12 protein-coding genes and 1 pseudogene are annotated in these 12944 nt (G+C 45.7%); 8 read left to right on the forward strand and 5 right to left on the reverse strand.

The window, feature by feature from the left end:
- Nucleotides 1-276: 276 nt before the first annotated feature.
- The gene (locus AM1_RS17745; RefSeq protein ID WP_041659935.1) at nucleotides 277-516 is read left to right on the forward strand and encodes a 2Fe-2S iron-sulfur cluster-binding protein; all 240 of its coding nucleotides are present in this window, start codon (nucleotides 277-279) and stop codon (nucleotides 514-516) included.
- On the opposite strand, the gene AM1_RS17750 is transcribed toward AM1_RS17745, so the two are convergent.
- Complete coding sequence (locus AM1_RS17750; RefSeq protein ID WP_012164263.1) at nucleotides 517-1458, reverse strand: serine hydrolase; 942 nt, start codon at nucleotides 1456-1458, stop codon at nucleotides 517-519.
- Between the two features lie 322 nt (nucleotides 1459-1780).
- On the opposite strand from AM1_RS17750, the gene AM1_RS17755 reads away from it, so the two are divergent.
- Nucleotides 1781-2323, forward strand: coding sequence for a response regulator (locus AM1_RS17755; RefSeq protein ID WP_010472147.1), 543 nt, complete (start codon nucleotides 1781-1783; stop codon nucleotides 2321-2323).
- A gap of 18 nt (nucleotides 2324-2341) precedes the next feature.
- Here AM1_RS17755 and recR read toward each other — a convergent pair whose 3' ends face one another.
- The gene (recR, locus tag AM1_RS17760; protein ID WP_010472144.1) at nucleotides 2342-2944 is read right to left on the reverse strand and encodes a recombination mediator RecR; all 603 of its coding nucleotides are present in this window, start codon (nucleotides 2942-2944) and stop codon (nucleotides 2342-2344) included.
- Nucleotides 2945-2986: 42 nt separating this feature from the next.
- The gene (gene mutY, locus AM1_RS17765) at nucleotides 2987-4093 is read right to left on the reverse strand and encodes an A/G-specific adenine glycosylase (RefSeq protein ID WP_012164264.1); all 1107 of its coding nucleotides are present in this window, start codon (nucleotides 4091-4093) and stop codon (nucleotides 2987-2989) included.
- Nucleotides 4094-4476: 383 nt separating this feature from the next.
- Here mutY and AM1_RS17770 point away from each other — a divergent pair, with 383 nt between their 5' ends.
- From AM1_RS17770 to AM1_RS17795, 4 genes and pseudogenes are all read left to right on the forward strand, one after another.
- Nucleotides 4477-5256 carry a hypothetical protein gene (locus AM1_RS17770; protein ID WP_012164265.1) on the forward strand — a complete coding sequence of 260 codons (780 nt, stop codon included), beginning with the start codon at nucleotides 4477-4479 and terminating at the stop codon, nucleotides 5254-5256.
- Nucleotides 5257-6230: 974 nt separating this feature from the next.
- Nucleotides 6231-6584: pseudogene (locus tag AM1_RS17780) on the forward strand (class I SAM-dependent methyltransferase); the annotation flags it as partial.
- Nucleotides 6585-6711: 127 nt separating this feature from the next.
- Nucleotides 6712-7586, forward strand: a protein-coding gene (locus AM1_RS39860; RefSeq protein WP_148215757.1) for an IS630-like element ISAcma25 family transposase whose coding sequence is annotated in 2 segments (ribosomal slippage) — nucleotides 6712-7041 and nucleotides 7044-7586 — 873 coding nt in all. Because the reading frame shifts where the segments join, the coding sequence is not laid out codon by codon here.
- 87 nt (nucleotides 7587-7673) lie between these two features.
- Nucleotides 7674-8984, forward strand: a complete 1311-nt coding sequence (locus tag AM1_RS17795; protein ID WP_012160919.1) for an IS701-like element ISAcma8 family transposase — start codon at nucleotides 7674-7676, stop codon at nucleotides 8982-8984.
- 253 nt (nucleotides 8985-9237) lie between these two features.
- Here AM1_RS17795 and AM1_RS17800 read toward each other — a convergent pair whose 3' ends face one another.
- Both AM1_RS17800 and AM1_RS17805 read right to left on the reverse strand, forming a co-directional pair.
- Nucleotides 9238-10194, reverse strand: coding sequence for an RNA polymerase sigma factor, RpoD/SigA family (locus AM1_RS17800; protein WP_012164269.1), 957 nt, complete (start codon nucleotides 10192-10194; stop codon nucleotides 9238-9240).
- A 291-nt stretch (nucleotides 10195-10485) separates the two neighbouring features.
- Nucleotides 10486-11226 (reverse strand): 4'-phosphopantetheinyl transferase family protein, encoded by a 741-nt coding sequence (locus AM1_RS17805; protein ID WP_012164270.1) that lies wholly within the window; start codon nucleotides 11224-11226, stop codon nucleotides 10486-10488.
- A gap of 114 nt (nucleotides 11227-11340) precedes the next feature.
- Between AM1_RS17805 and AM1_RS17810 the strand changes: the two genes are divergently transcribed.
- Nucleotides 11341-11823, forward strand: a complete 483-nt coding sequence (locus AM1_RS17810) for a flavin reductase family protein (RefSeq protein WP_010475106.1) — start codon at nucleotides 11341-11343, stop codon at nucleotides 11821-11823.
- 132 nt (nucleotides 11824-11955) lie between these two features.
- Nucleotides 11956-12531, forward strand: coding sequence for an FxLYD domain-containing protein (locus AM1_RS17815; RefSeq protein ID WP_012164271.1), 576 nt, complete (start codon nucleotides 11956-11958; stop codon nucleotides 12529-12531).
- Nucleotides 12532-12944: the final 413 nt, after the last annotated feature.

The following is a 12944-nucleotide window of genomic DNA, read 5'->3' on the forward strand; positions in this document are numbered from 1 at the left end:
GCAAGCACCTGTTTAGAGAGGATTGCAACCTATCCGCAAGTCTAGCGGTTCCTCCAGGGTAGACACAGTGATTTATATCAACGGATTAGACATAGAAATGGGAAAACGCCAGGGTTACTACACTCAGTTATCGGGGGGGCGGGGCTTCGTTACGCAGTTCGGCAGGGTGAACCTCAGGCTAAGAGGGACAACTGCGATTAGACGCGGCTCCTAGCCATTTCGGGAAGAAATTCATTAAGATTATTGACACGCCCAACCGGTTTGAGAGGTTTAGCTTTGTCTGTCTCTGTGAGATTTATGCCTGACGATGTCACCATCGAGGCGGAAGTGGGTGAGCCCTTGTTGACGGTTGCTGAACGGGCAGGGATTGACATTCCCACGGGTTGCTTAATGGGATCCTGTCACGCCTGTGAGGTGGACATTGAAGAGATTGGAGAGCTGTGTTCCTGTATCTTCTCGGTTCCACCCGGCTATGCCCAACTGACGATTAATTTGTTTTCAGATCCCACCTGGTGATTAGCCAGGGTGGTTGGGAACAACCTCAGCCACTTTGGCGGAAATAAAGGGAATGACGTCTTCATTATCGCTAGCCTGTTTGCTCTCGGTAAACACCACTAATAAATAGGGCGAGCGATGGGGCAGTTCAATATAGGCCGCATCATGGCGGACGGTGCTGGTCCAGCCCGCCTTAGACCAGACCTTCGTATCTAAGGGAACCCCACCGCCAATAAACCCAGTGACCTGATTTTCAGGGTCTGCGGCTAGTACGTCGGGGTTGAGGTCTCGCAGCATTAGGTCGAGCATGGCTTGCGATCGCACCGCCGATACCGATACTCCACCGACAATACTGTGCAGCAGACGGGCAGTGGCTTCGGTCGTCAGCCTATTGCGATTGGCTCGGGTTTCTCCTACAAACGCCTGTTCTCGTCCGTAGGGGCCATCGCCCCAGGTTTTTTGATTCGCATTAATAGTCCCCAGTTCTGGCCAACCCAAGGATTGAAAATACCGATTGACGATGTTGCGCTGGTGCTGCCAGGTTTTAAACGGTTCAGGGGGCAGCTCGGGACCGCTGGTGGTGCCGGTCAGCATATCCACCACCAGACCCGTGCCATCGTTACTAGAGTCAATAATCATGTCCTGCATCGCCCGCTCTAATTCTGCCGATGGCTGCATCATGCCCGTTTCTAACCACTCATGGGCGGCAACCAGATAAAACAGCTTGACGACGCTGGCGGGATAAATACATTCCACACCCCGATAGCTATACCCCCGCACCGGATATTGCCAAAATTCTTGGGGACTGATGCTGCCTCCGGTATTAGTGATGAACGGCGGATCATAGACAAGCCAGGTCATGGCCAGCTGATTTTGAGCTAACCAGGGGAATTTAGTCCAGACTTCTTCCAAAATGGATTGGCCTTGAGATTGGAGCTGATCATCTGATTGAAAAAACGGCATGGCTCAGTAAGAATTTAGGCAGAGGGCAAGCTTTATCAACAGCAGACTAACACCATTTCAGACTCTCTAACAGGCCAAAAAAAGCTGGAGAAAATGCCCAGATGACGGGGAATCAGATTCCTAAATTCTCTTTTTTCCTTTATTGTTGAATTATTTCTTAAGGTGAAGTGACATTTCTGGAGTCAAAACAGGGCAAACTCTAGAAGAGGGTCTAATTCTATTAGGCAAGATTCTTGTTCAATCTGATGCATTATCAAGAGATTGTTTAGAACTAGACTGGTATTTTTCAGCCCTTACTCATTAGTGGATGTAGGAGTTAAGCGTGGCAGGTCACAAAATCTTAGTGATTGACGACAGTAAGGTCATTCGTATGCGTGTCCGGGATATGCTGCCGGAAGGTGACTTTCAGGTGTTAGAAGCTAAGGATGGTGCAGAAGGCTTAAACTTGATTCGGCAAGAACGCCCTACTTTAATCATGTTGGACTTTCTGTTACCCCGAGTTAGTGGTTGGGAAGTCTATCAAGAACTGCAAAATGAAAATGATCTGCAGTCCATTCCCCTGGTGATCATGTCAGGCCGGAAGGAAGAAGTTACCGATAAGCTGACAGAACCCTTCGAATTTTTTGAATTTATTGAAAAGCCTTTTGAGAAACATCAATTGCAAAAGGCGATTAAAGGTGCCTTTACCAAGTCGCGACTACCTCGACTCCGCACGGAAGCCAGCAAGCCTGCAGAAGCTGCTCCTGCCGTCGACAATACTGAGGTCATTGAATTGCGCCAGCGAGTTGAAGCCATGGAAACTGAGATTGCTAACTTGAAGCGGGCGTTGACTCAGCTTGTGAACTTCGTCAAGCAAAAGCTTTAAGAATTTAGCTCAATCCATTTAATCCAAATCTCGTCGCCCTTCTAGTGCTCTAGCAAGGGTGACTTCGTCTGCATATTCTAAGTCACCTCCCATGGGGAGACCAAAGGCAATGCGCGTCACGCGCGTAAAGGGTTTGAGCAGTTGCCCCACATACAGGGTGGTGGTTTCGCCTTCTACACTAGGGTTAATGGCCAGAATCACCTCTTGGGTTTTTGTTTGATGAACCCGGCGAATGAGGGGCTGAACATTGAGCTGATCGGGGCCAATGCCATCCATGGGTGAAATCAAACCGCCGAGCACATGATATTGACCCTTGAATTCTCGGGTTTTTTCGAGGGCAATCACGTCCCTAGAATCGGCAACCACGCAAATCACCGTTTTATCTCGACTGGGTGCCCGACAAATATCGCAGACAGGGTCGGCGGACAAATGAAAGCAGACAGAACAAAATCCGACCTGCTGCTTGGCCTCGATTAGGGCATTGGCGAGGGCTTCGACCTCGGCAGTGGGGCGTTTTAACAGGTGCAGGGCTAGTCGTTGGGCACTTTTGGGGCCAATGCCGGGGAGTCGTTGGAGCTGCTCAACCAGTCGGGCTAGGGGCCGGGTATAAACCGTACTCACAGTCGGGTGCCTCTCAGTAGGGATGGAGTGGAGGTCATTATTTTAGCCTTTGGGGGCTGGTTGTTTAGAAGCCCGTAGGGCGGCAATGATTTCTTGATTGGCTTTGGGAAAGGGATACTCATCTAGCTCTGCTAAGGTCACCCAGCGAATTTCATCACATTCAATGGCCTGGGGCTCCCCTTGGATATGGTGGCAGTGATGCACCATCAGGGTGACTTTGAAGTGGGTGTAGGCATGATTCACGGTAATCAAATGATCGTCAACGCCAATCTCAATCCCTAGTTCTTCTTTTATTTCCCGGCGAATGCAGTCTTCCACAGATTCTTGGGGTTCTACTTTTCCTCCTGGAAATTCCCATAGGCCACCCAGCAGACCTTTTTGAGGTCGTTTATCGATCAGAATCTGGTTTTGGTCGTTCCAGATCACGGCAACGCCAATTTGTTTATGGGGGACTGGGGCTTTCTGTTCGGTCATGGGTAAGGTGGTTTGCAGTTGATGACGGTAGGCTTGGCAGTCGGACCTCCAGGGACAGCGATCGCACTGGGGTTGCTTGGGGGTACATAGGGTGGCCCCTAGGTCCATAAATGCCTGGTTGAATTCCCTAGGATACTCTGGATCGAGGAGTGCTGTGGAGGCTTCCCATAGATCTGCCAACACTTTTTTGGGAGGCTGTTGGATGGCGAGTAGCCGGACTAGGATGCGCTTAACATTACCATCCAAAATAGGGGTGGGCTGATTAAAGGCGGCGCTAAGAATGCCTCCAGCAGTGGTTCGACCGATGCCGGGTAAGCTCATCACTTGGTCAAATTGCTCTGGGAAGGTTCCATCCCAGTCTGCGACGACTTGTTGGGCAGCTCGATGCAAGTTCCGCGCCCGAGCATAGTAACCCAGTCCCTGCCAAACTTTCAAGACGTCTTGTTGGGGAGCGGCTGCTAGGCTGGCAATAGTGGGGAATTGGGCTAACCAGCGCTGGTAATAGGGAATGACGGTTTTGACCTGGGTTTGCTGGAGCATGATCTCTGAGACCCAGATGGCATAAGGGTCTTGTGTTTGCCTCCAGGGGAGATCTCGCCCTGACTCTTGATACCAAGTTCGCAAAGCAGTTCTTAATTTCGCGATGGGTAACTTCTTTAGTTTAGTTTCTGGCATCAACTCCAAATGACCCTATATTTCCTTGATCAGGATAAAGGAATGTTGAGCGTTGAGTAGGATAACGAGAGCGCTAGCCCATAATGAGAGATTGATTGCTGATGGAGCTAAGTAAACAAGAGAATTAAAGTGCAACTATACTTCAAAATAAAAATATGGCTAGATGCTATATAAATGAAGGTTTCTAAGCTAATTAGCTAAAGCCAAAATAGTTATTGAAATTATGCCTGACCTACTTTAGAAGTATTAACTAATGCTTGTTTAATAAAACTTCATAAATTGGTAAAATTTGCCAGAATTTATAACTCATATAGACAGTATTTAGATATACTCTTGCTTTATATCTATCATCATCTGAGTTAAGAGTTACAAGGAGTGTGAAGGTGAATCAAGAAGATAAAGTAAGCAATATTGAAAAGGAACTAAGTTTACTTCGCGAAAATTATCAGTCTGACAGAAAATTCTTTGTTGTTACGGTCCCTTTTTTGTTCGTAGTAGTTGTAACTTTAATTTCTTTTTTTGGGATAAAAACTTCTAATGATTTAGTGGAAATTGTCCACACAATAATTAATAAATATGTTAAAAATGAACTAGAAATATCTGTCGGAAAAGCAGTCCCGAAAGCTGTTGAATCAGGAATCAAGAACATAGGTGCTGAAAATTTTTTAATGGATGCCAAGGAATCTGCCATTAAAGCTGCAGAAATAAAAGGGGAAATCGATAATTGGTATTCTGAAATTCAAAAGAAAGATGGGCCACTTGTCTTTTTACCTGCTAATAAGACAAGATTTCTTGATAATGCTAGACCATTTGGACGTTACAAACCTAACGGCGGTGAGTACATTGAAAATGTATCAAATCATGTGCCAAAGGTGGCCAAGGGAGTCATTTTAAATGTTACTGTTTATCCAGATCGACTTCATGAAGTTTCTTCTTTTGTTTGTGCAGATTCTTTAGGTAAATTTTTTGTTTCTGATTCTAAGCATGATGCACAACGACAGCAAGGTATTTCTACTACAAGAACTCATGAAATAGTTCATGCTCCATCAACAAATTCATCATCAAGAAGGGAGGAGGTTAATTTCCCTGTCGGAGGAATAGTTTTTTGCCCACTTATGTCAGGAGGTAAAGTTCAAATAGAAAACTGCATCAGTTACATCTAGAGGGGCTGTGGAAAACAGCATTGAAGTGGTTGCAGCTCTAATTGGTTACTATTGATGTTAATTACAATAGTGTTCGTCAATCTTAAAATCGACTGTATATAGACCTCTTGAATAATTCAACTAACGATGTGGTAGAGAACTAAAATCTGAGTCAGATCGCAGCATTTTTTTCGTAATTAGAACTTCATGAAACGCATATTGCAAGAGGTCTAATATTCTGTCCAGGTATAATAGAATTTGAGATTAACCAACATTTTGATTCTTGTGTGAGCGGAAACCTACATCTATCCATTGAAGTCTATCAAACAAGTTTGGCCTTAACTATGTTTACCTACATCTATAAAAGAATTACAGAATAAATAGATCAGAATTATGTTTATCATTAGTGCCCACCTGCTTCAAAATAAGGCTTGATATTCTTAGTAGCTTTCTTAAGAGAGGTGGGCAGGAGGCAATCTAAATTGGCCTCTTTTCTACCTGGAAACCTTGAAAAACTCTGGACCAGAACCAAAATTTATCAAAAAAATAATAATAGAATTCCAGTTCAGGCTAAGCCCATTTTAGAAGCCTTTCTACTGAAGAATAGAGGTTTGGCCTTCACTCGAAAAAGTGGACATTCACCGAACTTAGGTAAAGATAGTATGTGGCGATCCTCACTGAATTTCGGCGTCCACAACTTTGAGATGCTTGAGTAAATTGCAAAAGTTGACACATATGTGTTAAATCTTGGTTCTCTTATCTACTCTCTAGCTAAAATTTAATATACCTAACGGTCTGTTTAGATGCATAAAGTATAGGTAGTCCATTTATGGCGAAAAACTATGAGAATTGGCTATTTACGACACGATCGCGCTTACTAACATAAACGAGTAGACCCTGATTATGTCGGTTGGATCAGGCACGATGAAATAGCGAAAGACTGGGACAACACTTGGCAATCTCTCTCGCAAAAATAAGCCTTTCCAAACCAGGGAAGTTTGCTGGAACTAGGCTGTGGCGCAGGAAATTTAGGGATTGCTTTTGCCCAAATAGGTTACACAGTGGCTGGGGTTGATATTGCTCCCACTGCAATTTCTTGGGCAGTTGAAAATGCTGCCAAAGCCAAGGTCAAAGTGAATTTCCTTTATGGTGACGTTCTGACATTAACCGAGATTGAGGATGCTTCATTTGATATCGCTGTAGATGGCCGTTGTTATCACTGCATCATTGGCAAAGATCGCACTCAATTTCTACACACGGCTCATCGAATTCTCAAACCGAACGGCATACTAACTAACCATCACCACGATGTGCAATCAAGTGCCCGTCAGCTTACAACCCAATTTTGATCCTCAAACACGCTGCATTGTTCACAAAGATGTGGCAACCCGGTATATCGGGGACTCCAACGATATAGCAGTCGCCATATTGAGAAGGACTTAAACTAGAGAAGTATTTTATTCCTTCTCCTGTGTGATGCCCAAAATTTATAGTTACGACCTACGTTGCAAAGTGATAGATGCGATTGAGCTAGATGGGATGCGCCCTTCAGAAGCGAGTGAACTGTTCCATATCAGTCGTAACACCATTAACCAATGGCAACACCTCAAGGCGGAAACGGGTGATTTGCATCCCAAGCCAGTCCATCATCCTGGCCATAGCCATAAAATCACTGACTGGGACAAGTTTCGAGCGTTTGCCCACAAGCATCGTCATAAAACCCAAGCTCAGATGGCTCAACTATGGGATGGAGAGATTAGTGATCGAACCATCTCAAGAGCCCTCCAGAAAATCGGATTTACTCGAAAAAAAAAACATATGGGTACCGAGAACGAGATAAGCACAAACGGGCAGCGTTCATCAAACGTCTGAGTACCGTGGACCCAGACGATATCGTCTATGCGGATGAGTCGGGCATGGATCATCGAGACGAGTATGACTATGCTTATGGCCCCAAAGGTGAGCGGGTTTATGCTTTGAAGACTGGGCGTAGAAGCGGCCGAGTCAATATGATTGCGGCGTTGAGAGCAAAGCAGTTGATGGCACCGTTCACGATCGAAGGAGCTTGCAATCGGACTGTGTTTGAACTTTGGCTAGAGCGTTGCTTGATACCCGTGCTCAAGCCTGGGCAGAAGCTGGTGATAGATAATGCCACTTTTCACAAGGGAGGACAAATACAGGAATTAGTGGAAAAAGCAGGATGTGAGGTTTGGTATTTACCGCCTTATTCCCCTGACTTGAACAAGATTGAGCGGTCTTGGTCTTGGATTAAAAGTCGCATCCGTCACCAATTAGAACATTTTGGATCTCTCAGAGAAGCAATGGAACATGTTCTACATCTAGTGTCCTGAATAGAATGGCGACTGCTATAACCCTCTTTTATCACTTTAGACAGATAAAAAATAGACTATTCTCAGTTTCTATTTTTCTAATGAGTGATGTCAGCTTCAAGAAGTCCAGAACCAACCATTGGCTTTGTTGATGAGTACTGCCAACTATTTGCAGAGTTATTTCCCCAAGTCCGCAGTTATGAAGCCTTCAAGCATCTCCATCTGGGGATGATTAGTGATATCAAACGTAAATCATTGCCCGCCATTGCAAGAGCAGTGGGCTTGGAGAACCATCAAAGCCTGCATCATTTTCTGAGTGAATCACCTTGGGTAGCGTCACATTTGTCTGACAAGAGATTGGACATCATCTTGAAAATACTGGATGGGCGCAGGTTAATTCTATTGATCGATGAGACGGGCGATTGCAAAAAAGGCAAGAGTACCGACTATGTGAAACGGCAGTATATCGGCAATGTGGGCAAGAAAGAGAATGGCATCGTCGCAGTCACTGCCTACGGGCTGTTTCAAGGGATGATTTTGCCTTTGTCCTTTGAAGTGTACAAACCCCGAGAACGTCTTAAAGAGGAGGATGAGTATCTCAGCAAACCCCAAATTGCTGCTGGAATGATCCGACAGTTGCAAGGGATGGGCTTTTGCTTTGAGCTCGTCCTGGCTGACAGCTTGTATGGGGAAGCTCAAACAAACTTTGTGAATGTCTTAGAGGAGTTAAAGCTGCCCTATATCCTAGCGATTCGTAGCAATCATGCGGTGTGGTTACCCGCAGAACAAGCAGTCTTTGCCGAACCGTGGCAGTCATTTGAACGAACCTTCAGCAATGGCACCACTGAAACTCGTTACAGGCAAGAGATCATTTATGGCCAGCGACACCACCAGAAGCGCTATTGGCTATTAACCACGGACCCCCAAACGCTACCAGAGAACTCAACCTCTTATGTCATGGCAGCGGCACCCGAGATCAAGCTGGATGAAATTGGGGATTGCTATGGCTTCAGAACTTGGATTGAGTATGGTCTCAAACAGTCTAAAGATACCTTGGGTTGGGCTGATTTTCGCATGACGCACTACGAACAAATTGAAAAGTGGTGGGAGATAGTGATGAGCGCTTTCTTGATGGTGAGTTTGTTCGCTGATGTCTTCAATGACTCTTGTCCAGTGGCACATCAACACTTTGCGCAGCATCCTTGGTGGGATAACCAAAACGGGTGGAAGAATCTGCTCAATAATGTGCGCTTGATCATTCAACCGTTAATCAGTTGGAATCTTCTAAAGCGCTGGTTAGAAGTCTTTCCCAGCCGTGCTTTGAAAAAGGGGTTTGAGCAACTCACATCAAAGATGGAGGCATTTTGCTGTCCACTGGTGAGGAAATTGCTCAAGCATCCTGATTTTCTCTCTGTCTAAAGTGATAAAAGAGGGATATCTTGCAAGAGATCATCCAGGTTGACTTTCAAATTTTGGACGTAGAGGTCGTACCACCTAGCAGTGAAGATGACGCAGCGGATCTGCAAGTGATCGCCACAAAGCGCTAAGGCAAAGCTGATCTCCAGTGCAGATGGAGTACTTTAAAACCAAAGTTTTTTTCTACCCAAAGGTTCAAAGAAGAGAGATATTACCTCAATGCACCTAAAAATAGAACATTTTTAGGTGTGAGCAGTTAGCTAGCCAGATACTCAGAAATATCAGCTTTGCGCTTCCGTAGCTTACTCAGAGCTTCCCGCTCAATCTGTCGAACCCTTTCCCGGCTGATGCTTAAACGATCGCCAATCTTAGCTAAGGTTAGGGGTTGACCATCATCCAAACCAAAGCGGAGGTGGAGAACCTGCTGCTGCTGGTCCGTCAAATCTGCCATTAGCCGCTCCAAATCTCCCCGCAAAGAAGCTTGTAGGGTAAAATTCTCAGGAGATTCAGACGGATCTTCGATTAGTTCACCCAGTTCAGTATCCTGATTATCCCCAACCCGAACATCCAGGGATAAAGGTTGGCGAGCGCGCTCTAAATATTCTCGGACTTGCTTTGTAGTTAAGTCTAAAGACGTGGCTAATTCGCTGATGGTTGCAGCTCGGCCCAACTTTTGAGAAAGCTGCCGTTGCGTCTTCTTAATTTTGTTGAGCTTTTCCGTGATGTGGATCGGGAGTCGAATTGTTCGTCCTTTTTCTGCGATCGCGCGGGTGATCGCCTGCCGAATCCACCAGTAGGCATAGGTCGAGAAGCGATATCCTTTAGTTGGGTCGAACTTCTCAACGCCCCGCTGCATGCCAATCGTACCCTCTTGGATCAGATCCAACAGGTCCACATTGCGCTTGATATATTTCTTTGCGACAGAAACCACTAAGCGTAGATTGGCTTCCACCATCTTTCGCTTAGCCGCTTCCCCTTCATGTAGAGCCTTTTGTAGTTCGGCTTCCGAGAGCTTGGCAGCCGCCGACCACTCTGCATCGTTCGGTTGCCGCTCTAGTTGCTCCGCTAATTCATCGCGAATCGTTTGCAACTTGATCAGATGTTGGACCTGCTTGCCAAACGTCACCTCTTCTTCATGGGTTAAGAGAGGAACACGCCCAATCTCTCGCAAGTAAGAGCGCACGGAATCTTTGGCAATTTCTTTGGTTCTCATGGGGCGTCTCTCAAGTTTAGACAAAGGCATCTAGGATGGCGTGCGGATTTGTAAGAAATGAATCCTCATCTGTCCCACTACAAAGGCAATCCCGTTTAGCAAGTCAAACGTACAATACCGTATCCAAACACTTACAACAGTCAAAAAGATTACGCTCTGTAAACTCAGATGTCTGTATAAGGGGCTTAGCAGACTTGAATTGTACTCTTTATATTAAAAATCGTAACATATCTTTAATTTATCTTAGCCTTTGCTTGTCAGTGATTCCAATTAATGTTCCAGACAAATTAATTAGCCTGAACTGATAGAGTCCCACTGCCATAGGTGTAGATGTTGCAAGGGCGCTTGGGTTGCTACGGCTCCGGCAAAGTTAGGATCTGGGATAAGGTTACGCAGAAAGAGTTGATGGGGCTCCTCCTGCACCTCAATAGCAATACTGGTTTGATTTAATCCCTGAGCCACATTAATTTGATCGAGCACATGAGCAATGCTGCCACCCATTGCCTTCACACAAGCCTCTTTCCGGGTCCACAGTTGAAAAAAAGTATGACACTGCTGTTCTACAGGCTGTTGCAAGAGAATCTCGTGTTCTGCTACGGAAAAAAAACGTTGGCTGATATTTATATATCTAGCTTGTGGGTTCATCTGCTCAATATCAATACCTACTGCCGTCGCCTGAGTAATGGCAATTAACGCTAACTCATGGGAATGAGAAACGTTAAATTGCAGATTTAATGAATTGCAAGACGATACGAGTTGAGGCTTGCCATAATCTCCATAATCAAAGCGCAGGGTGTGACCGGGTATCTGCAAATATTGGCCCAATAAGCATCGTAGAGTTCCGCGGACCTGCACATACTTGTCCTGATCTTGCGATCGCACAAACCGTTGGGCTCGCTGCTGCTCATCCCTAGAGAGTAAGTCCCACCAATGACTAGCTCCGTCTGTTCTTAAAGGGAGTCGCCAGATATGCAGTGTCTGGGGGGCAATCGGGGTGACTGTATGAGTGGGTATCCATTGACAATCGGACATATTCGTCGCTTTGATACTTTCCTCACCGCAGGTTTCAACCCGGCAAGGGTTGCGTCTACATCCCTTGCTAAAGTGAGAGACATAGTTTGAGAGATGTATAAGGATACCGCACCCTTGTTAGACGAAAAAGCCAAACGCACGTTGCTCCGCAACATTCCCCATCCCCTTAATATTTGTGGCGTCAAAGAAGGAGATGACGTCAACGGATTTACCCTGAGCTGGATGACCCAAGCCTCCTTTAAACCTCCGCTGATTGTGATTGGGGTGCGCCAAGATTCTCGCTCCCACGCCATGATCAAAGCGAGCCAAGTTTTCGCTGTTAGCTTTTTAGAAGTGTCACAACAAGACTTAGCAGAGACCTTTTTTAAGCCTCAACAAAGAATCGGCGATAAATTTGGTGATGTTGAGTTTTACCTGGGTGAAGAAACTGGCTGCCCGATTATTGCCAGTGCCTTAGGCTTTGTAGAATGTCGTGTCCAAGGCAGTTTAGAAGAAGGCGATCATTCTATTTTTATGGGAGAAGTGATTGCTGCGGGCCAGCATCGTGATGGACAACCCCTATGGATGAAAGATACCCCCTGGAACTATGGTGGTTAAACGCCCTGTCTACTTCCAATGCAGAGCAGGGCATACTAACCCCAGACAGATTCTCAAACATTCCTGAGATAGGATTTGAGTCAAGTATTGATAAGTTTTTCCTAGATATTGGTTGAGAGAGTGAAATAAATAATGTTGACATCTTCTCGGCGCTGGTTGACGCGCCTTCTGATTGGTTCTGTTATGACGTCTACCGCATTGGTCGCCACACTGCCGGGGCATACCCAATCAGCAGGAGACGTAATTCAAATTGGGGGGAGTGCCTCTGAGCAGTCCCGGTTCCAAAATTATTGGCAGAGGTTGATGAACCTCAACAGCCCACCAGAGACTGAGGAATCCGCTGACTCCGCCACTTCTTCTTTTGAAGAGAGCGATGTGGATCCGCAAGTTCTAGCAAAACAACTCAGTAAGAATTTACGGGTGTCTAATCTTCGCCTTGCTCCTATTATTCGTTTGAATGGTTCGTCCGAAGTTCAAGGGACCCTGACCAATGGCAATAAGAAATCAGTGACGGTATCTAGCGTCAATTTTGAAGTTGTTGATGGTACTGGCAAGCTAGTACAAACTGGAAGCGCTGTTCCTGCTCCTTCCACTCTATCTGCAGGTCAGTCTGTCACGTTTAAAGCTCAACTCTTAACAGTGCCTGCTAGTAGTAACTATAAAGTTCGGCTTACAAAACCTGCTTTTAATATTCAGGGTGGTGTGTAGTTTCTGACCTGTGAGATGGGAGAGCCATGCTGGTTCCCAATGGCAATTCCAGATTTTACATCTGTGTCGCGATAAAATCGGGGCTACGGTTTGTTCCCAACTCCAATCACAGTTTTTGAAAGCGATCTAGGCAATCTAGGTCGCTTTCTATGATTTGGACAAGGTGACACAATCAAGATGTTAGCTACGGGCTGATGCTCAAATATTGGTGGTCTAGGTCTGATACGTTGCTCGTTATATAGCTGATCGCTGGTGCTTTTAAGTCAGCACTGCCCAGGTGTGACTGAATATTGCAGCCCACCCAGCAAAAATATTATGGCTGCCTGTTATTCATTGGAGATTCATGTATTCGTTGGAGACTCGTGCAATAGTGTTATACGCCTACCTTTTCCCATGCTGTTGCCTCTAAACAC

The organism is Acaryochloris marina MBIC11017, assembly GCF_000018105.1.
Lineage (GTDB): Bacteria > Cyanobacteriota > Cyanobacteriia > Thermosynechococcales > Thermosynechococcaceae > Acaryochloris > Acaryochloris marina.

Coding starts and splice junctions, on each gene's coding strand:
- AM1_RS17750 (WP_012164263.1), bottom strand. CDS start 1,458: ATGCCGTTTTTTCAATCAGATGATCAGCTCCAATCTCAAGGCCAATCC.
- mutY (WP_012164264.1), bottom strand. CDS start 4,093: ATGCCAGAAACTAAACTAAAGAAGTTACCCATCGCGAAATTAAGAACT.
- AM1_RS17795 (WP_012160919.1), top strand. CDS start 7,674: ATGTCAGCTTCAAGAAGTCCAGAACCAACCATTGGCTTTGTTGATGAG.
- AM1_RS17800 (WP_012164269.1), bottom strand. CDS start 10,194: ATGAGAACCAAAGAAATTGCCAAAGATTCCGTGCGCTCTTACTTGCGA.
- AM1_RS17805 (WP_012164270.1), bottom strand. CDS start 11,226: ATGTCCGATTGTCAATGGATACCCACTCATACAGTCACCCCGATTGCC.
- AM1_RS17815 (WP_012164271.1), top strand. CDS start 11,956: ATGTTGACATCTTCTCGGCGCTGGTTGACGCGCCTTCTGATTGGTTCT.